The sequence below is a fragment of the Sporosarcina sp. P2 genome (genome assembly GCF_002743255.1).
Lineage (GTDB): Bacteria > Bacillota > Bacilli > Bacillales_A > Planococcaceae > Sporosarcina.
Genome location: NZ_PDYY01000003.1, coordinates 168709 through 188858 on the forward strand (window position 1 = coordinate 168709; position 20150 = coordinate 188858).

General features: G+C 43.1%; 19 protein-coding genes and 2 riboswitches. Of the genes, 12 read left to right on the plus strand and 7 right to left on the minus strand.

All coding sequences use genetic code 11. The features are described from left to right. Positions 1-42 precede the first annotated feature (42 nt). Positions 43-1347, plus strand: coding sequence for a D-serine ammonia-lyase (locus tag CSV67_RS04830; protein WP_099630498.1), 1305 nt, complete (start codon positions 43-45; stop codon positions 1345-1347). Between the two features lie 169 nt (positions 1348-1516). Here CSV67_RS04830 and thiW read toward each other — a convergent pair whose 3' ends face one another. Genes thiW through thiM form a run of 4 tightly spaced genes read right to left on the minus strand, consistent with a single transcriptional unit; the run spans position 1517 to position 4281 of the window. Then, entirely contained in the window at positions 1517-2005 is a 489-nt protein-coding gene (gene thiW, locus CSV67_RS04835) for an energy coupling factor transporter S component ThiW (protein ID WP_099630499.1), read from the minus strand. An 11-nt stretch (positions 2006-2016) separates the two neighbouring features. Beyond that, positions 2017-2676, minus strand: a complete 660-nt coding sequence (gene thiE / locus CSV67_RS04840) for a thiamine phosphate synthase (RefSeq protein WP_099630500.1) — start codon at positions 2674-2676, stop codon at positions 2017-2019. Beyond that, complete coding sequence (thiD, locus tag CSV67_RS04845; RefSeq protein WP_099630501.1) at positions 2676-3491, minus strand: bifunctional hydroxymethylpyrimidine kinase/phosphomethylpyrimidine kinase; 816 nt, start codon at positions 3489-3491, stop codon at positions 2676-2678. Before thiD ends, thiE begins: the two co-directional genes overlap by 1 nt. A gap of 16 nt (positions 3492-3507) precedes the next feature. Next, a complete protein-coding gene (thiM, locus tag CSV67_RS04850) occupies positions 3508-4281 on the minus strand; it encodes a hydroxyethylthiazole kinase (RefSeq protein ID WP_099630502.1) in 774 nt (257 codons plus the stop codon). Positions 4282-4343: 62 nt separating this feature from the next. Beyond that, a riboswitch (TPP riboswitch) is annotated at positions 4344-4445 on the minus strand. Positions 4446-4637: 192 nt separating this feature from the next. Here thiM and CSV67_RS04855 point away from each other — a divergent pair. The 3 genes from CSV67_RS04855 (at position 4638) to CSV67_RS04865 (ending at position 8196) form a co-directional block, all read left to right on the plus strand. Continuing rightward, complete coding sequence (locus tag CSV67_RS04855) at positions 4638-5834, plus strand: DUF3238 domain-containing protein (protein ID WP_099630503.1); 1197 nt, start codon at positions 4638-4640, stop codon at positions 5832-5834. A gap of 421 nt (positions 5835-6255) precedes the next feature. Continuing rightward, positions 6256-7797, plus strand: a complete 1542-nt coding sequence (adh, locus tag CSV67_RS04860; RefSeq protein WP_099630504.1) for an aldehyde dehydrogenase — start codon at positions 6256-6258, stop codon at positions 7795-7797. A 42-nt stretch (positions 7798-7839) separates the two neighbouring features. Continuing rightward, the gene (locus CSV67_RS04865) at positions 7840-8196 is read left to right on the plus strand and encodes a DUF779 domain-containing protein (protein ID WP_099630595.1); all 357 of its coding nucleotides are present in this window, start codon (positions 7840-7842) and stop codon (positions 8194-8196) included. Positions 8197-8307: 111 nt separating this feature from the next. Here the strand turns inward: CSV67_RS04865 and CSV67_RS04870 are convergent, their stop codons facing one another. Further along, positions 8308-8709, minus strand: coding sequence for a thiol-disulfide oxidoreductase DCC family protein (locus CSV67_RS04870; protein ID WP_099630505.1), 402 nt, complete (start codon positions 8707-8709; stop codon positions 8308-8310). 172 nt (positions 8710-8881) lie between these two features. On the opposite strand from CSV67_RS04870, the gene CSV67_RS04875 reads away from it, so the two are divergent. Further along, complete coding sequence (locus CSV67_RS04875; RefSeq protein WP_099630506.1) at positions 8882-9082, plus strand: hypothetical protein; 201 nt, start codon at positions 8882-8884, stop codon at positions 9080-9082. A 137-nt stretch (positions 9083-9219) separates the two neighbouring features. Beyond that, positions 9220-9564, plus strand: coding sequence for a hypothetical protein (locus CSV67_RS16785; RefSeq protein ID WP_199173134.1), 345 nt, complete (start codon positions 9220-9222; stop codon positions 9562-9564). A 227-nt stretch (positions 9565-9791) separates the two neighbouring features. Here the strand turns inward: CSV67_RS16785 and metH are convergent, their stop codons facing one another. Both metH and CSV67_RS04890 read right to left on the minus strand, forming a co-directional pair. After that, positions 9792-13229, minus strand: coding sequence for a methionine synthase (gene metH, locus CSV67_RS04885; RefSeq protein WP_099630507.1), 3438 nt, complete (start codon positions 13227-13229; stop codon positions 9792-9794). Further along, positions 13210-15069 (minus strand): bifunctional homocysteine S-methyltransferase/methylenetetrahydrofolate reductase, encoded by a 1860-nt coding sequence (locus CSV67_RS04890; RefSeq protein WP_099630508.1) that lies wholly within the window; start codon positions 15067-15069, stop codon positions 13210-13212. Before CSV67_RS04890 ends, metH begins: the two co-directional genes overlap by 20 nt. Positions 15070-15153: 84 nt before the next feature. Then, a riboswitch (SAM riboswitch) is annotated at positions 15154-15265 on the minus strand. Positions 15266-15429: 164 nt separating this feature from the next. Between CSV67_RS04890 and CSV67_RS04895 the strand changes: the two genes are divergently transcribed. The 6 genes from CSV67_RS04895 (at position 15430) to mcsB (ending at position 20126) form a co-directional block, all read left to right on the plus strand. After that, positions 15430-15627, plus strand: a complete 198-nt coding sequence (locus CSV67_RS04895; RefSeq protein ID WP_099630509.1) for a hypothetical protein — start codon at positions 15430-15432, stop codon at positions 15625-15627. A gap of 129 nt (positions 15628-15756) precedes the next feature. Beyond that, positions 15757-16356 carry a biotin transporter BioY gene (locus CSV67_RS04900; protein WP_099630510.1) on the plus strand — a complete coding sequence of 200 codons (600 nt, stop codon included), beginning with the start codon at positions 15757-15759 and terminating at the stop codon, positions 16354-16356. Then, positions 16356-17357 (plus strand): biotin synthase BioB, encoded by a 1002-nt coding sequence (gene bioB / locus CSV67_RS04905; protein WP_143560683.1) that lies wholly within the window; start codon positions 16356-16358, stop codon positions 17355-17357. Before CSV67_RS04900 ends, bioB begins: the two co-directional genes overlap by 1 nt. 657 nt (positions 17358-18014) lie before the next feature. Then, positions 18015-18485: a CtsR family transcriptional regulator gene (locus CSV67_RS04910; protein ID WP_099630512.1), complete on the plus strand. Its 471-nt coding sequence runs from the start codon at positions 18015-18017 to the stop codon at positions 18483-18485. Positions 18486-18496: 11 nt separating this feature from the next. Continuing rightward, positions 18497-19048, plus strand: a complete 552-nt coding sequence (locus tag CSV67_RS04915) for a UvrB/UvrC motif-containing protein (protein ID WP_099630513.1) — start codon at positions 18497-18499, stop codon at positions 19046-19048. Beyond that, positions 19038-20126 carry a protein-arginine kinase McsB gene (gene mcsB, locus CSV67_RS04920; RefSeq protein WP_099630514.1) on the plus strand — a complete coding sequence of 363 codons (1089 nt, stop codon included), beginning with the start codon at positions 19038-19040 and terminating at the stop codon, positions 20124-20126. The genes CSV67_RS04915 and mcsB overlap by 11 nt, the downstream gene beginning before the upstream one ends. Positions 20127-20150 lie beyond the last annotated feature (24 nt).

Below are 20150 nucleotides of genomic sequence, written 5' to 3' on the forward strand. Positions count from 1 at the left end.
ATCTACACGGACGTACATTCATAACGAGGGAGTGAGTGATAAGTGAATAAGATTACGCAAAGTGAATGGCTTGTAAAGCTACCCTTATTACAAAGCGTGATGGAGCAGAAGGAAGTGTTATGGAAAAATCCTTCTGTCGAATTGGTAGCAGCTGGCCTGTTGAAGACACGTTTATCAAAAGTTGATATAGTGGACGCCAGCGAACGTCTGGAGAGATTCGCTCCCTATTTGGCGAAAGTCTTTCCAGATACGGATAAAGGTATTATTGAATCCCCATTAACCCCAATTCCAAAGATGAAGCAAGAACTCGAAAAAGCGTATGCTATCCAGATTCCGGGAAAGCTTTTATTAAAACAGGATAATGCGTTGCCGATCTCAGGTTCAATCAAGGCTCGTGGTGGTATTTATGAAGTTTTGAAGCATGCAGAGACGCTTGCGGTAGATAGTCAATTGCTAGATTCTACAAAAGACTACAGCCAATTCGATACGCCGAGATTCCGAGAGTTGTTTGCGAAGCACAAAATTGCTGTAGGCTCGACAGGGAATTTGGGATTGAGTATTGGTATTATGAGTGCAAAGCTTGGCTTCAATGTCACGGTGCATATGTCAGCCGATGCCAAACAGTGGAAAAAGGATTTACTGCGCTCCAAAGGCGTTCAGGTGGTGGAGTATATCGATGATTACAGTAAAGCAGTAGAAGAAGGCCGGCGTCAGGCAGAGGCTGATCCGTCTTGTCATTTTGTGGATGATGAAAACTCTACGGATTTATTCATGGGATATGCAGTGGCAGGGGAACGTGTTGCGGCACAATTGAAAGAGCAGAATATTACTGTCGATGAAGCGCACCCTCTATTCGTCTATTTACCTTGCGGCGTAGGCGGGGGACCAGGCGGTGTGGCATTCGGATTAAAATTGGCTTTAGGTGATCATGTGCATTGCTTCTTTGCTGAACCGACACACTCACCGTGCATGATGATTGGTATGATGACAGGAATGCACGACCAAGTCTCGGTTGCAGATTTTGGCTTGGACAATAAAACTGCGGCTGATGGTTTAGCAGTCGGTACAGCTTCTGCATTTGTAGGAAAAACGATGGAACCATTCCTCACAGGATGCTATACGGTAGAAGATCAGACATTATTTACGCTTCTTAAAGAGCTGGCGGATAGTGAAGACATCTGGCTAGAACCTTCAGCACTTGCTGGTATGACAGGACCTGTACAAGTTATTAAGTCTACATTACCGTTAGCAGACTCCAAAAACGCAACGCACCTTGTATGGGGAACGGGCGGAAATATGGTGCCTGTGGACGAAATGAAGAGTTATTATCATTATACGAGGAAATAATACACCCTATTTCCCGGGAAATCGACAAATGATCCGCAGAGACTATTCTCTGCGGATCTTACTTTTTAGAATAGATGATTTGGAAGCTAGGAGACATCGTTGATCAACGTTCCCGGACACAAGTTTGTCCTCATTACGCTTGCCCACCATTTTGTCCTACATCATGGTCTTACTGCAAATCTCTAAAAATCTTTAATTTCAAGAGTCTTGGAGCTAATAATAGACCGATAATTGTCCCACTCACCGTCGATACAAGAAAAGGGGGTAGGAAAAATAAAGCGGTTACGGTCGTGCCCATCAGGATTTTGGCATAAGGCACTGCAAACAATGGTGCTATCAAACCGGTACCGATAATCTCCCCGATGCCTGCACTCCAATTCTTTTTGAAACGCCGGTATAATACGCCAGCTAAAAACGCCCCGATCATCCCGCCAGGAAATGCGAGCAGCGAACCTGTCCCTGTCAGTATACGTACGAGTCCTGTCATAAACGCTACCACGACAGCGGCCCCCGGACCCATTACGATCGCCACTATAACATTTACAGTATGCTGTATGGGATACGCTCTGGCGATACCAGCAGGGAATGAAACGAATGCAGAGCCGGCAACTGCAATTGCGACAAACATTGTCATGAAAATCATTTTCCGTGTATTCATACGATCCCTATTCATGCCAACAAAGAGTGTATGGTGTTTGATAAATCGCTTGCTGCATACTGCGGATCTTTAGCCGAAGCGATAGCGGAGACCACAGCTATACCGTCTGCCCCGGCTTGAATAACAGAGCCTGTAGTAGCCAGTGTAATGCCGCCTATAGCGACGATCGGCATATCAGGGAACGCAGTATGGATTTCTTCTACTAGAGTGGTACCTACAACTGCCGAAGCATCGAGTTTGGTTGACGTCGGATAGATCGGACCCAGACCTACATAATTCGCCCCGATTGATTGTGCAATTTGTACCTCATGTGCATTGTGAGTTGAAACTCCAAGCCACTTATCCGGACCAATTCGCTGACGCACGCTGTCTGCCTGTTCATCATCTTGTCCTACATGAACCCCGTCTGCATTAATGGCCAATGCCAAATCCACATCGTCATTAATGATGAAAGGAACACGATACAATCTGCAAAGTGCCTGACACTTTCTAGCGAATCCGAGCAAAGCCTCGCCTTCAAGCGCATTAGATCCCTTTTCACGCAACTGAAAACATGTGACACCACCGCGAAGAGCCGCTTCTACTATTGCTAACGGATCCTGACTCTGAGCGTTTGGTGTACCCATTACAAAATATAAGCCTAATGCTTTCCTCACTTCCATGTTTGACATCAGTGCATCTCCTTTTTCAGTTCACTGTATGCCCAGTGATTGGTTGGTCCGTGCCCTGAACCAATCTTCAGGCCATTTTCAATCGCGGCCTGTATGAATTGCTTCGCTTCGGCAACTGCATCCGTCAAAGAATAGCCCTTAGCCAGAAAACTCGTCAAAGCCGCTGCGAATGTGCATCCGGTCCCGTGTGTATCTTTGGTTTGAATCCAAGGTGTTGTTACAGTGAATGACTGCCCTTCTTCGTCCGCGTAATAATCCTTTGCATCCAGTACATCATTGCGGTGACCGCCTTTCATAACGACGGCTCTTGCTCCCATTTTGATAAAAGCGGCTGCAGCTTGCCGAATGTCTTCGTCTGTTCGTATTTTCATTCCGGTTAGCACTTCCGCTTCAGGAATATTTGGAGTGACAATGGTAGCTAGCGGTAGTAAATGCTCTTTTAATGCTTCAATCGCCTGTTGCTGCAATAAAGCCTGTCCTCCCTTTGCAATCATGACAGGGTCAATGACTAAAGGAAACGGAGGGTATTCCTTTAATAGCGCAGCTACTTCAGTAATGATTTCCGCCGAAAACAGCATCCCAGTTTTACATGCTTTTACATCAAAATCATCAAGTACTGCACGAATTTGTGCTATTACTCCATCTGTCTGTATTGGATAAACACTGTGAACACCGTGTGTGTTCTGAGCAGTCACTGCAGTTATGGCAGAAGTGCCGTATACACCTAGCTCCTGAAACGTCTTTAAGTCGGCCTGAATTCCTGCGCCTCCTCCGCTATCTGAACCCGCAATGGTCAATGCTACTTGTACTGTCAATCGAAAAACCTCCTGTCTAGTATACTGAAATTGTTTTCCGTTCGTTATCCAATGTATATAAGGTATTTAAGAAGTTTACAGCAAAGTCGCCAGGACCACGTGAAACTTTTGCAGTTTGTTCACCAGCCCGTTTATAAAATGAAAGTGCATCTGCTACGGCTTCCAAGGGATGTTCCATTCCTACGGAGAGAAATGCACCCGTGACAGAACTGAGTAAACAACCCGTGCCGGTTATGGTGGTCATCATCGGGTGGCCGCCCGTAATGGATAATGTGGAATGGCCGTCCGTGACTAAATCGACTTCGCCTGAAACCGCCACGAGACAGTTGTACTTAAGGGCAGTCTTTTTCGCTATACTAACGATGTCGGCAGTACCTTCTCCTGCGTCAACACCCTTAGCGGCCCATGGAACATCTGCAATCGCAGCAAGTTCCCCTGTATTACAGCGGATCAGTGTGATATCTACCTCGTCCAGCACTTTTAGAACGCTAGCTTTACGAAAAGCCGTAGCACCTGCACCAACTGGATCTAGTACTACAGGTTTTCCTGCTGCGCGGGCACTTTTTCCCGCCAAAATCATTGCGTCTACTGTTTGTTGCTTCAATGTACCAATATTTAAAATACTGCAAGCGGCAATTTTTGCAATGTCTTCTGCCTCCTCCACTGCATCCGCCATAACGGGAGAAGCGCCTATTGCAAGTAACCCATTTGCCTGGAAATTCGCGACTACAAAGTTTGTCATGCAATGAACGAGCGGTTGCTTTTGACGAAGTTCTTGAATAAGCTGCATGTTTCTTTTCCTCCTTAAAAAGGTATATATACAAAAAGCCCATGCATAGGTGGGCGGTTGGGTATGAAAACTACCCACTTTCCTCCGCTAGTATGTACTAGATCAGGTTCAAAGGGTTTGCGTAATTGCATCTCAGCCAATAAAAGGCGCCCCTAGTGGTGGCTATGTATTAGACAGGCTGATTATATCATATACATGAAAAAGGTTAAAATAATACTGGCATTATAGGATCAAAGTAATTGGAAATGAGTGATTGTGCATAGATGAAAAGGTATAACGATATGCTGAATGTTACATAATTATCTTAAGGCGTATAACTGTTTCAGATGAAATAGATAAAAGGGAGCAGATCGCAAATGGAGAAATTATTCGAAATTCAACAGATGAATCATTCATTGGATGATATATCATTCACGTGGAGTGACACAGGTGGTTATTATCGTGTCTATAAAAATGACCGACAAGTATATGAAGGAACGGCTCCAAAGTTTACGGATGGGGAGCTAGATCCGTCATATCCTTTTCAATATACAGTGGAACGAGTGGAGGAAGGACGGGTTCGAGATGTAATTGTTATCCAGACATCACCTCTGACAGAAGTACAGGAAGATGAACATCCTTTACAACGCTTGGTGATCACAACGATTGCCGCCCCATCACAAATTGCTCTATCATGGGAGTGGATTAAGGATGTAGAGAAGTTTGATGTTTTCCGGAATGGACAATACATCGAGACAATTACGGATAATCGTTTTATTGATCGCGAGACAAGTTCTTCTGAGGCGGTAGTATATAGTGTCGTGGCAACGCGCCCATTAATTGATAGCAATCAGAAAATGAATGTCAGTAAATCAATCGCATCAAAAGTGTATGAAGTGATTATGCCTCCGGATCCTAATAATAAACCAACAGAAGAAGTCTATACATTTTCCGTGCGAGTAAAGCAACGGGATCGATTACTCATTCCAGTGGCTGACAGGAAAAAGTTAAATGAAGTGAAGCAATGGAAGTTCCGCTACACGACTTTTTTAAAGGAAGATATTATAAAAAATCCGAATCTTTTTTCGCCGATTCCATACTTTACAGGAGACGATCGGGACTTCAACCCTGAAGGAAAAAGCTTCCGCACGCGTGTAGATATAGAAGGAGAATTTATCGGAGGAGACAGCAATCTGCGGTTTACGAAAGCAACTGGGCCATCAATTGGCTTAAATACTTTGAAGCGGTATAAGCGCCATGCCCATGCTTCTGTAGAGGGTATAGAAATCGATCGGTTGGAGGAGAAATCGAAAGAAGTTCATTTTACAATTACTCATGATGTAGGCAATCCATTAACCGCTTCACCCTCTATTCACTATGAAGTGAAAGCTCATTTGGATCAGCAAGGTAACTTAGATCTGGTAGGCTATCACAATGATGCACCTCATCATGAAATTTATTTATCGCTTGATGGCGAGAACTGGCGCCCTGTGCATCGTACTGAAAGTGAAGGATTGGCGTATTTGACGGGTGTGCTAGGGGATAATTATTGGCGCTATATGACGTGTAATTGACAATGAACCGCCGCAATCCATAGTGAGTTGCGGCGGTTCATTTAACTATGCTTTACTAGATGATCGTTTCTTGAAAACTCCTCCGTTCCGAATTAAGCTTTCTGACTCGGACGTTCAACTTTCCAATTAATTCTTCTATCAATTCAACTCTACCGTCTAGCTTATATTTTTTCCACTTCTCTAATTTTTCACTTATTTCTTTTGTGTTTTACCTGTAGGCTTGGAAATTCAAAATCCTCTTCATTGTTTTATAATAGCATTTTGTTGAAAGCGCTTACTAAATAGTTTAAAATAATAGATAGCTTATAAAAGCGTACACATCAGGCATAATGTGAAACTATGTTTCGTATAATAGCTTTGTGTGCATAACGATTGCGCTGGGATACAAGCAAAATAATGAGAACAGGGAGTGTGACGCAGTATGGTACAAGCTTCAGAAAATCTAGTTTATGCAAATCCGAATACACAAGGTTCAAAGGTTCAGTTCAAAGAACGCTATGATAATTTCATCGGTGGCAAGTGGATAGCACCAGTAAAAGGCCAGTATTTTGATAATTCCACGCCAGTTACAGGTAAGGTATTTACCCAAGTAGCCAGATCTACAGAAGAAGACATTGAACTGGCTCTAGATGCAGCTCATGCAGCAAAAGATGCATGGGGAAAAACATCAGTCACTGAACGTTCGAATATTTTGCTGAAGATAGCGGATCGTATTGAAGAGAACTTGGAAATGCTAGCTGTAGCTGAAACGTGGGATAACGGGAAAGCTGTCCGTGAAACATTGAATGCCGATCTTCCGCTTGCAGTGGATCATTTTAGATACTTTGCTTCTGCAATTCGTGCGCAAGAAGGCGGAGTTAGTCAAATTGATAACGATACAGTAGCCTACCATTTCCACGAGCCGTTAGGAGTCGTCGGGCAAATTATCCCTTGGAACTTCCCGATTCTGATGGCGGTATGGAAACTTGCTCCGGCATTGGCTGCAGGAAACTGTATTGTGTTAAAACCAGCTGAGCAAACACCTGCCTCCATTTTGGTATTGGTTGAATTAATCGAAGACTTACTACCAGCAGGTGTTCTGAATGTAGTCAACGGTTTCGGGCTGGAAGCAGGAAAACCACTAGCATCCAATCCGCGCATCAACAAAATTGCCTTTACGGGGGAGACGACAACAGGTCGTCTAATTATGCAGTACGCTTCTCAAAACTTGATTCCGGTTACATTGGAACTGGGCGGGAAATCTCCGAACATTTTCTTCGAGGATGTCATGGCGCAAGACGATGCATTCCTTGATAAGGCTGTTGAAGGTTTTGTTATGTTTGCATTGAACCAAGGTGAGGTCTGTACATGTCCGTCCCGTGCGTTGATTCAGGAATCCATTTATGACAAGTTCATGGAACGCGCACTTGAGCGTGTTAAAGCGATCAAAGTAGGAAACCCATTGGATCCGACGGTTATGATGGGTGCTCAGGCATCCACTGAACAACTAGAGAAAATTCTTTCTTACTTAGACATTGGAAAACAAGAAGGTGCAGAATGTCTGACGGGCGGTGAGCAAAACAAACTTGAAGGTGATCTTGCAGAGGGGTATTATGTGCAACCGACTGTATTTAAAGGACATAATAAAATGAGGATCTTCCAAGAAGAGATCTTTGGTCCTGTAGTAGCGGTTACGACATTCAAAGATAAAGAAGAAGCACTAGAAATTGCGAATGACACATTATATGGACTAGGTTCAGGTGTATGGACGCGCGATATGAATACAGCGTATCGTTTCGGTCGTGGTATTCAGGCAGGACGTGTATGGACGAACTGCTATCATGCGTATCCCGCACACGCTGCATTTGGTGGCTACAAAGCATCAGGAATCGGACGTGAAAACCACTTGCAAATGCTGGCACATTATCAGCAGACGAAGAACATGCTAGTTAGCTACGACGAAAGCAAACTAGGATTCTTTTGATTGAATCTATCTGGAGGATCCGAAGTGAATGGAGGAATTCCTATGCCAGATCGAGTAGTCGCAACAGAAAAAGCGTTGGCCCTTATAGAATGGTTAAAAGATAAGCACGGCCCTTTGATGTTTCACCAGTCTGGCGGTTGCTGTGATGGATCTTCTCCGATGTGTTACGAAGATGGAGACTTAATTATTGGTAATCAGGATATCTTGCTTGGGCATATTGGCGGCATGCCATTCTATATGATGAAGAGCCAGTTTGAATACTGGAAGCATACACAACTGATTATTGACGTAGTCGACGGACGTGGAGGGATGTTTTCGCTTGAAGGAGTGGAAGGGAAACGTTTCTTAACCAGATCTCGTGCTTTCACTGACGGGGAGTATAAGGAATTAACTTCATAAAAAAGCCTTCCAAAGAATAGGAAGGCTAGGACTGAAAGCAACTCTCAACACATGAGACCTTGCTTTCAGTTTTTTATTTACTGTATTCAATTTTTGTCATGGATAAAATCTTCATGCCATAAAACGTTGGCGATCCTCAGGTGAAGGCAACATGCAGGATAATTCCTTTTTACCGAACCATTTATATCGGTTTTTTGCAACATAGTCGTAGACGACGTCGCGGATTGTTGGTGGGATGACTACGAATAGGAATGCCAAGTGCCATAAACCATCCAGTTTTTTGGCTATACGTAAAGCTGCGCCTGACTTTGTATAGGCTTTACCGTTTTCAATCAATACTAAGCTATCTACGTCATCAGAAATTTGGTAGTCTTTACGAAGTTTTCTACCAACATCGTCTTGTAACGAAGCGAATGAAAAGTGTTTGTACGGGTCACGTTTAATGATAAATTGCACGCTTGCATCACAGAAGTTACATTCGCCGTCAAATAGTATAATTCTATCTCGTTTCATAGTTACTCTCTCCTTCAAAAATAGATGATATCGTACTATACCCACATAGCTTTGACTTCACTCACGCACAGTAAACAGAATAGTGTGAATTTGTTTGTGTATAGTATATAATAGAAGATAATAAGCTCGCTTTGTCTTGTGAATCATATAAAAAAAGAAGGAGTGAAAAAGTATGGAGCGTCAATACATCCATCCAGCTGAGCTGGAGTTGCGTCGTGACTCTGACTTTTTACGTTCTGAGAATATGGTAGGCGAAGGTGCTCCGGTCCATGGCGCATTAAATGAGTGTAAATTTATTGTGAAGAAACTAGAATTAATTGAAAATAGTCTAGGTTATGAGAAGCCTTCTACGCCTAGAAGCTGTGAGTTATAAATAGTTTATTAACAATATAGCAATGATCTTTATCTCTATTGATAAAGATCATTGCTATTTATTTTTCACTATACTATGGCGGCAGCCCGTAACAAAATTATTGGCTCGCATGTAATAAGGTATAAGGAGGTGGAGAAATGAATCAAGGACATTGTGGAATGTCAGGCGGACATGGTCAGCAGGGATGGGGACACCATCAGCATCATCAAGGAATGCATGGTCATCAAGGTTTTCAACCCGTTTTTTGCCCGCCACAATATCGCTTTAACGATTGCTTCACTAAACAGGAAATGCCATTTATTCACCCGATCGTGAATGTGAATCGACACCACGTAGTCGGCGTGCCACAGCACTACTACACAGAAACTACGGAAAATGTTATGGGCTCTACTATCATGCCAGGAAGAGGGCCAGGATATGGACCAGGATCTGGAGGTATGTGGGGTGGCGAAGGTTGTCACCGCCGTAGAAGATGCCGCTGATCATTTTTTAATATGAAGAATCCGCCATCTCTAGTATGTCAGAGATGGCGGATTGTTTTATTTTCTCAAACGCCTGTCGCGTCTAAACGGCGCTTTCAGCATTAGGTTCATCCAGCTTCAAGCGCCAGACTCTCGGGACGTTTCGGAATTACCAAAAAGGCAAAGAACGCCTTTGTGGTATTTCCTCCAACGCCTGTCGAGTCTAAACGGCGCTATCAGCATTAGGGTTATGCGTTAAAGTATCTTGCGTCGGGATGGGCGAATACGATGGCGGATACGGATGCTTCTGGTTCCATCATGAATTCTTCGGTTAGCACGACGCCGTGGTCTTCCGGTTTGATGAGGCGGAAGAGTTTAGCTTGATCTTCTAGATTTGGACAAGCTGGGTAGCCGAATGAGAAACGTTGGCCTTGGTATTTGGCCGCGAAACGTTCGAGCATTGTAAAGTCTGTTGGATCAGGGAATCCCCATTGGTCACGGATTTCTTGGTGAATCCGTTCAGCGAAGCCTTCTGCCAACTCCAATGCAGTCGCTTGGAACGCATGGCTTTCAAGGAATTTGCCTTCTTCCTTCAATTTGTTTGCATAATCACGGACCCCTTTACCAGCAGTCACTTGCATGAATGCCACGTAATCCATTTCACCACTTTGCACTGTTTTCAAGTAATCAGCCAAGCACAGGAAAGGCTCTTTTTCTTGACGCGGGAACGTAAATCGTTCAATTTCAGTTTTTGAATCTTCCGGATCATAAATGATCACGTCATCCCCGTCTGCCTGGGCAGGGAAGAATTGATAAATACCGGAAGCTTTCATCTTGTCGGACTTCAAGAACTCCGTTACCATTTCATGAAGTTGTACTGCGCGTTCTTCTTTTCTTTCAAGCATTTTATCGACATTTCCTCGTAGACCTAAGTGGTGACCGATAAGTGTACGCATATTTACGTAAGGATGTAAGTGAGCAACCGAGTAATCTTTCACGACCCGTCTACGTAAATCGGTTGGTTTGAATACAGGAACGTCAGTGCGTACCGTTTTCACGGGACGTGGCTTCACTGCAACTGCTGACGTGCCTCGACTTGCTTTAAGCGCATCATTGGTTTCGCGTTTCTCGATACTATCTGCTAATTCTTCGAGTAACGCTCCTTTGTCATTACTTTGTAGACGGTTTGCTAAGTCGAGACCTTGCATCGCATCTTTTGCAAAAATAACCGGGCCATCATACTCAGGTGCGATTTTCGTTTCAGTAAAGCGCCTTGTTAATGCGGCTCCACCTACCATTACTGGCGTGTCGATTCCTGCCGCCTTAAAGTCCTGTGCTGTCAACACCATTTGCTGGGCAGACTTTACGAGAAGTCCAGATAGTCCTACAATGTCTGGTTTTTCTTTACGAATCACTTCAATTAATGTAGCTGGAGTAACTTTAATACCGATATCTATGACTTTAAATCCGTTATTACTTAAGATGATTTCCACGAGGTTTTTTCCGATATCATGTACGTCACCTTTTACTGTTGCTAGAATGATTTTGCCTTTCCCGCTATCGTCTTCTTTCTTTTCCATGAACTGTTCAAGGTATGAAACAGAAGCTTTCATGACTTCAGCACTTTGAAGAACTTCCGCTACGATCAGCTGGTTGTCATTGAATAGACGCCCAACTTCAGCCATTCCTTTCATCAAAGGGCCATTGATGATATCAAGTGGTGCGTCGTATGTCTTTAAAGCCGTTTCCAAATCAGGTATTAAGCCTTCTTTTGTACCTTCCACCACATAGTACGCAAGACGATCAGGCACGGTTTTCGGAATATCGTCTTCTGATTTCTCTTTTTTCTTACCACGATAGAAGTCCGTAAACTCCGCCAATGTTTCATCTGTAGTATTAAACAGTAATTCATTCGCCAGTTTGATTTCTGCTTCTGGAATCGAAGCAAAGCGCTCAAGCTTCTCTGTATTTACAATCGCATAATCCAGACCTGCTTGTGTACAGTGATACAAGTACACAGCATTCAACACTTCACGGCCAACAGGGGGCAACCCGAAGGATACGTTGCTGACACCAAGAGTCGTTAAAGTGCGCGGAAGTTTTTCTTTGATTAATCGAATTCCTTCAATTGTTTCTACTGCCGATCCAATGTATTGTGCGTCACCTGTACCAACAGGGAAGACGAGTGGATCAAAAATAATATCTTCCGGTGGGATCTCCCATTTGTTAACGAGTAAATCATAAGAACGCAACGCAACTTCTAGCTTACGTTCTCTCGTAACTGCCATTCCGATTTCATCAATCGTTCCTACAACTACGGCCGCTCCATATTTTTTTACTAAAGGAAGTACGGCATCAAAGCGTTCTTCACCATCTTCTAAGTTAATAGAGTTGATGATTGCTTTGCCCTGCGAGAATTTCAAGGCCTCTGCAATGACGTTTTCATCAGTAGAGTCGATGACGAGAGGAACTTTGACTTTTTTTACGACTTCTTTCATGAAGCGAGTCATATCGTACAATTCATCACGGTCAGGGTTCGCAAGACAAATATCCAATACATGCGCACCACGTTTTACTTGTGCACGTGCGATTTCTGCAGCTTCCTCAAACTTTTCCTCTACAATTAGTTGTTTGAATTTACGTGAACCGATAACGTTTGTACGTTCCCCGATTAATAATGGACGTAATGTATCGTCGTAGAGCAAAGGCTCAATCCCTGAAATGGCATGACCATGGGGATTTTCTGGCATCTTGCGTGGAGCCTTATCTTTAACTACCTCACGAATTGCGCGAATGTGATCAGGCGTTGTACCGCAGCAACCGCCAACCATGTTCAACCAACCTTTTTCAGCGAAGCCTTCCAGTTTTTTCGATAATGATTCAGGAGATTCATGATAATGTCCTTCTTCATCCGGCAATCCGGCATTTGGATAACAGGTTACGTAGCTTGTCGCCAATTCGGACAATGAACGCAAATGGTCAGTCATGAATTCAGGGCCTGTCGCACAGTTTAAACCGACGGAAAGTGGATGGACGTGTTCAATAGAAATATAGAATGCTTCTATACTTTGTCCAGCAAGCGTTGTACCCATCGGTTCGATCGTACCTGAAATCATGATAGGAATTTCGCGTCCAAGCTCTTCAAACGCCTTCTTAATACCAATTGTTCCAGCTTTCACATTCAGCATATCCTGACTTGTTTCCATCAGTATCAAATCACTGCCTGCTTCTACAAGCGCTCTTGCCTGTACATAGAAATCATTAGATAGTTCATCGAACGTGATACCGCCCGTTACCGAAAGTGTCTTTGTCGTGGGCCCGATCGCCCCCGCGACAAAACGTGGCCATTCTGGTGTAGAAAACTTCGCTGCACTCTTTTTCGCGATTTCTACAGACTTCGCATTAATTTCATCTGCACGATGACCAAGTGAAAATTCATTCAATACAAGGGGAGTACCGCCAAATGTATTCGTACAAATGATATCAGCACCGGCTTCTAAATACTCATCGTGAATTTTCTCCAAAACGTCAGGGCGTAACACACTCATGTATTCATTACATCCATCGTATTCTTCTCCGCCGAAGTCTTCCGTTGAGAAATCTTCCGCTTGCAGCATCGTCCCCATCGCACCATCAATGATAAGGATTCTTTTATCTAGTTGTTCTTCAATAGGATGTCTCTGCATGTGTTAATTCCCTCTCCTTCTGCTGGTCTATTTTCTTAATATATTCATACAACTCTAATGTCATATCGTAACGCAGGAATGGTGTGATGAGATACAGTCCATTAAAATACTGAGCCGCTGTATCTATCAATTCTTTTGCAATTTCAAGCCCTGTTTCAGTTGATTTTTCACGGTCATCTCCGCATTCCCGCATTCTTTCTAACACATCTTCTGAAAGCTTGATACCCGGTACTTCATGATGCAGGAACTCTGCATTTCGTATATTCGTCAATGGCATGATCCCAATAAAGATCGGTGTATCCAGGTGTTTTGTTGCTTCATATACATCGATAATCTTTTCTTTCGTGTAAACTGGCTGAGTAATGAAATAGTCTGCACCCGCTTCAATCTTCTTCTCGAGCCGTTGTACAGCACGATCGATGACGCGGACGTTCGGATTGAAAGCTGCTGAAATAGAGAAGCTGGCTTTCTTGCGCAATGGCTTACCGGAGAATGAAATCCCTTCATTCAATTTCTTAATTAACTGCAATAACTCCATGCTAGATACATCGTAGACGCTTGTAGCACCGGGGAAGTCCCCAACCTTTGTCGGGTCGCCTGTCACGGCTAGGATATCGTGAATGCCTAATGCATCAAGCCCCATCAAATGTGATTGTAAGCCAATGAGATTGTGATCGCGACACGTTAAATGTACAAGCGGGCGGATATTATGTTGCATCTTGACGATCGAGCCCATCGCCATGTTGCTGATGCGTGGAGAAGCAAGTGAATTATCTGCCATTGTTATAGCGTCAACTCCCGCGTCATATAACAAATTTGCACCTTTGATATAATCTTCTGTTTCCAAGTGGCGCGGTGTATCTAGTTCTACAATTACCGTACGCTCTGTTTTCGCTTTTTCGTGAAGAGGTTGATGTTTTGCCGGATCCGCTTCATGAATCACGATAGGTTTCGCCGGTTGTACGACCTTTTCCGTGATAGGTGTCAGTCGCGCTAACTGTGTTTTCGCCGCTTTAATATGCTTAGGTGTTGTCCCGCAACATCCTCCAATCAATCGAACGCCTTGATCACGAAGTAATACAGCAGCGCGTCCAAAGTATTCTGCCTCTGATTCATAAACAATACGTCCATCTTCTACATCTAATAGACTGGCGTTTGGATATGCGGATAAAAATGCTTTCTCTGGTAATGTCACATTATCGAATGCTTGAATCGTGTGGTAAGGACCTAATCGACAGTTAACGCCTACGATATCTGCCCCAAGAGACTCGAGCTGATGAAGTGCATCGTTTAATGAAAGTCCGTTCTGTAATACACCGGGATCATGCATAGAAACTTGTGCAATCAATGGAACATCCGTAATTTTCTTTAATGTTGTAACTACCGATGATAACTCTTCAAAGTCATAATACGTCTCCAATAGGAGACCATCAGGATCACCTGTTAATAATGCATTGGCTTGTTCAAGTACGACTTTTTCAATTTCATCCAATGTCGCATCGCTTTTACGTATACCTCGCAAGCCACCTATTGTTCCAAGTACAAATTGCCCCCCAGGCGCCGCTGCGCGTTTGGCAATTTGAATGGCTGCTTTATTGAAATCCGTGACATGACTTTCTAAGCCGTAGCGAGCTAATTTGATTGCGTTCGCACTGTAAGTGTTAGTCTGGATTATATCTGCACCAGCTGAGATGTAGTCTTGGTGAATTTGCTCTATAATTTCAGGCTTTTCTATATTTAGTTCTTCATAACAGTAATCAATTCCGTAAGAATATAAAATCGTCCCCATTGCACCATCTGCCGTTAGGACATTTGTTTGTAGTTTCTCGAGCAATGACATAAATCCATCTCCCCTTTAGCCTTTTTTAATCAAAAAAAGCCTTCAAGTATATTAGAAGGCTTTGTAATCCCAATGACTAGTTCCCTCTCATCTTTTCAGAGTGTCAATTTGACAGACTGCTGGAAGTAGCACCTTGCCTAAATGGCTGGTTGCTGAAGCGTCGACGGGCCAGTCCCTCGGCTTCTCTTGATAAGATATGTTTCTTATTCAATTATTTAGATTATTCTAACCACATCATAGCGGCTTTGTTGGATATCGTCAAGTGAACGTTTGGTGAAGTTCAAAGCGCGGAGTTAGTGCATAGAGAAATTGCGGTATATATGCTAAAATTAATGAATTAACTCGAAAAGGTGAGAAATTATGCGATTCTTTAAATACTCATTTCCAATCGCTGTTCTTGTAGGTACACTTGCTTGGATTATGATAGGTAACAGTTACGAAGAAGTTGCTTATGATATGCGTGTGTACATTACAATTGGGGCTGCTATATTCAGTGGTTTAATCTCAAGTGTTTTGTTTCGCAAAGAAAAGGAAGAACAGATTGATGAGAAGAAGTAGGCTGTCAGCGGTATGCTGCAGTCTTTTTTTGTCTACTTTTATGAGTTAACCAAAAAATAAATTGTGTTGACACGAAATAGGTTAACCGATATTATTTATGGGGTAACCAATTTAGAAAGAGGTGTCGTAATGGCAATAGCAACAGAGAGACGACCGGTAAGTAGATTCAGCGCACTAACTATTGTATATAGCGGGATGTTTGCTGCGTTAATGATGATTGGAGCGAATATTACATCCTTCGTGCCGTTTTTAGTAGTTGGTGGAGTACCCATCACATTACAAACTTTTTTCGCTATCTTATCAGGGCTATTACTTGGTAGTCGTCTAGGTGCGTTATCGATGACCGTCTATATGTTAATAGGACTAGCAGGGGCACCGGTCTTCGCTAAATTTTCAGGAGGATTCGGTCAGATCTTAAGTCCAACGTTTGGTTTTATACTCACATTTATTCTGATTGCTTATGTAGCTGGAAAGATTGTTGAGCGAAAGCATACTTTGTCTGCTTTTATTATCGCAGCATTTGTCGCTACAGCAGTCAACTATATACTAGGTACAACTTGGATGTATTTTGCGTACAAGATGTGGGCTGCTGCACCCGACGTGTTTACCTACAAGATTGCTTGGCTGTGGATGATGCCGCCACTACCGAAAGATTTAATTCTAGCTGTACTGTCAGGCATATTCGCATTTAGAATATCAAAACACTTGAAAGTGAGGCGAACGTTATAATGAACTATCATAGGCTGGCTACTCAAGTACTCGAAGGCCATGTACTAACTGATGAGGAATCACTCGCAATATTAAATAGCCCAGATGAAGATTTACTATTATTATTGCACGCGACATACTCGATTCGGTCACATTACTTCGGCAATAAAGTAAAGTTGAATATGATTATCAATACGAAATCGGGACTATGTCCGGAAAACTGTGGGTATTGCGCGCAATCCATCATTTCAAAAGCACCTGTTGAAAAGTATGCAATGATGAAATCGGAAGAAATACTGGAAGGTGCGGAACGTGCTGCCGCTAATAATGCGGGCACCTATTGCATCGTAGCAAGTGGACGAGGACCGCGTGACAGTGAGCTGGACATCGTGATTGATTCTGTTAAACAGATTAAAGAGAAGCACAAGGGCATGACGGTATGTGCTTGTTTAGGTATTTTGAAGCCAGGACAAGCAACACGTTTGAAAGAGGCAGGAGTAGATCGCTATAACCACAACTTGAACACATCTGCAGAGCATCACGAGAGTATAACAACATCGCATACATACGATGATCGTGTAAATACTGTAGGACTTGCCAAAGAAGCGGGCATCTCTCCATGTTCAGGTGTTATCGTCGGCATGCGTGAAACAAAACAAGATATCATCTCCATGGCGCGTAGCCTACGTGAACTGGACGCAGACTCGATACCTGTAAACTTCCTGCACGCAGTGGATGGAACCCCGTTGGAAGGAACATCAGAACTGGATCCCCGTTACTGCTTAAAGGTCTTGTGTCTATTCCGCTACATTAATCCTAGCAAAGAAATCCGCATCTCGGGTGGACGTGAAGTGAATCTTAGAAGCCTACAACCACTAGGCCTCTACGCTGCAAACTCCATCTTTATCGGCGACTACCTCACAACATCGGGTCAAGAAAACGATCAAGATCAAAAAATGCTGGAAGATATGGGCTTCGAAGTCGACTTAGAACCTTTGAATAAAGAACCCATCACTTTGTAAATAGAAGAGAAGAAAAATGTTTGTATACTCCGCGACTGAAGACAATCCACTATAAGGATCTGTTCTTCAGTCTTTTCTTATTTATATAAGTTGAATTAAAGATTTCAGGATACACTAAGTGATTTTCGTTACAGGCGGCGACTCCAGCGAAAACCGTAACGAAGAACGGTTTTTGCGAGTAAAAGCGAAGCGTTAGGAGCACGTCTTTGCCCTTAAACCGTAACGAAGAACGGTTTTTGCGAGTAAAAGCGAAGCGTTAGGAGCACGTCTTTGCCCGTAGCGGACGAGGAGATTGAGGCCGTGCCCGCGGAACGCGTCCGCTTGGAATGGAAATCAACGGTTTCCTTGTGAGGACTACTTCTTATATTCAACTAATATAGTTAGAATTCCATTTAGAAAGATTACAGTAGTACACCGTAAGCGGGAAATACCCGTCTAGAACGTTAGTAAACGGTGCCAAACTATCCACTTTATTTTTTGTCTCATTACTAATTGAATAATCATTAGCCAGATGTGACAACCTAGCACTAGGTTTTCTTTCAACGTAATAAGGTATACATATAAACAAATGAATTGCATCCCACCCAATTACTGCGATACAATTAAGTCAAAGATAGTCAAAGTCAACTAGAAGATTGAGTGAAGCGAGGTGACGAGATGCGTAATATTTCTGACATTATAGAAGGGTATTTGAAGTCGATTATAGAAGAGGAAGATAGTGCTTCTATTGAAATCAAAAGAAATGAGATTGCCGAGAAGTTCCAATGCGTACCATCACAAATCAACTACGTAATCAAAACCCGGTTTACGGTCGAAAGAGGCTATGCCGTGGAGTCTAAGCGAGGGGGCGGGGGCTACATCCGGATTTATAGGGTACGTACCAACTCCCGAAAGGACTTACTTGAACAAGCGTTGGAGATTTTGGAGAGTGAAGCGTCTTCTACTATGGCGGAAGATGTCATCATCCGTTTAATTGAAGAAGAAGTCATTACAGAACGTGAAGCTAAGCTGATGCTTGCTGCGGTGAGCCGCGGTACTCTGCGTTATATGTTGCCTGAGCGGGATGCGTTACGTTCACGTATTCTTCGCGCCATGTTAGTTACGTTAATTTATGAAGAGATAGAATGAGGTGAATCTCCATGCTTTGTGAAAACTGTAAAGAACGACCAGCTACTGTAGTGTTTAAACAGGAAACCTTAAATCATGCAACAGAGCGCCATTTATGTGATAAATGTGCATTTTACTCACAGACATTTTCTTTCAGTCCGGATCAGGAGCCGTTATCCATTCAACAATTCTTAGCGCACTGGTTGGGCGGTTCAGAATTATTTTCAGAACAAAAAGCCGATGAAAGATTACCAGATGGTCCGAAATGTCCGAACTGCAATTTGACCTTTCACCGTTTCCTTGACATCGGAAAGTTTGGCTGTGCAGTATGTTACGAAGCATTTAGCGTGCAACTGCCAAGGTTGTTTGCCAAATTGCATAATGGACATACCCAACACCGTGGAAAGATTCCGGTTTCACTTAATGAACGCTTTGCCTTAAAGAGAAAACTTGAAGATATCCGTACGAAAATGCAGCAAGCCGTAGAAAATGAACATTTTGAAGAAGCGGCAACTTTGCGTGATGAGGCGAACCAGTTGAAACAGCAGCTGTTTGACGGGGGTGACGATCAACATGTCATTTGAAAAATTTCTCAAACAAGAACTGACAGGTTGGATGGTGGCGGAAGGTGAGCATGCTGACATTGTCTTATCCACAAGAATCAGGCTAGCCCGTAACTTGCAAGATTATCTATTTCCGATTAGTGCTTCACAGGAAGACGCAAACCGCGTGAGCGAAGCGTTACACCATGCAGTCAAGACGATGCAGAATCACCATTTTACAGGCACAGCGATGAAAGATTTGTCACCACTTGAAAGACAAATCTTAGTCGAGAAACATTTGGTCAGTCCACAGTTGATCAACCCTGAAAAACATGGGTCGGTTTTGCTATCGGAAGACGAAACGATCAGCATTATGGTAAATGAAGAAGATCATATTCGCATTCAATGTATATATCCTGGTTTTCAAATAGACCAGGCATATGAACAGGCTGATCGAGTGGATAGCGAACTGGAAGCGAATCTGAACTATGCTTTCGATGAAACATTCGGCTATTTGACAAGTTGTCCCTCCAACACAGGTACAGGAATGCGCGCATCTGTCATGATGCATTTACCTGCATTGACGATCACTAAGCAAATCGAGCGAATTATTCCCGCGATATCTAGACTTGGAATGGTCGTACGTGGGAGTTATGGAGAGGGCAGTGAAGCGCTCGGCAATATTTATCAAGTTTCCAATCAAATCACACTCGGCAAATCAGAAGAAGAAATCCTCAAAGACTTGGAGAGTATTTCAAAGCGCTTGATAGCGCATGAAAAGAAATCACGTGAATTATTATTGGCTAAATCGGAAGTTCACTTAGAGAATAGGTTATTTAGGGCACTCGGTACCCTGACCTATTCGCGAATATTACCTTCAGCGGAAGCGGCAAAATGTTTGTCTGACGTCCGTTTGGGTATTGATTTAGGTATCATAGAAAATATTGATATGACCATTTTGAATGAATTGATGATTTTCATGCAACCAGGTTTTCTTCAGCAATACGCAGAGGCGGAATTAACATCTGATGAACGAGATATCCTTCGTGCACAATTATTCCGAGATCGGCTAGGTGTAGTGCGATCTGCTGCACAAAAAAAAGACAATGATTCGTTATGAGCAAAGTTTTTGCAAGAAAGTCTC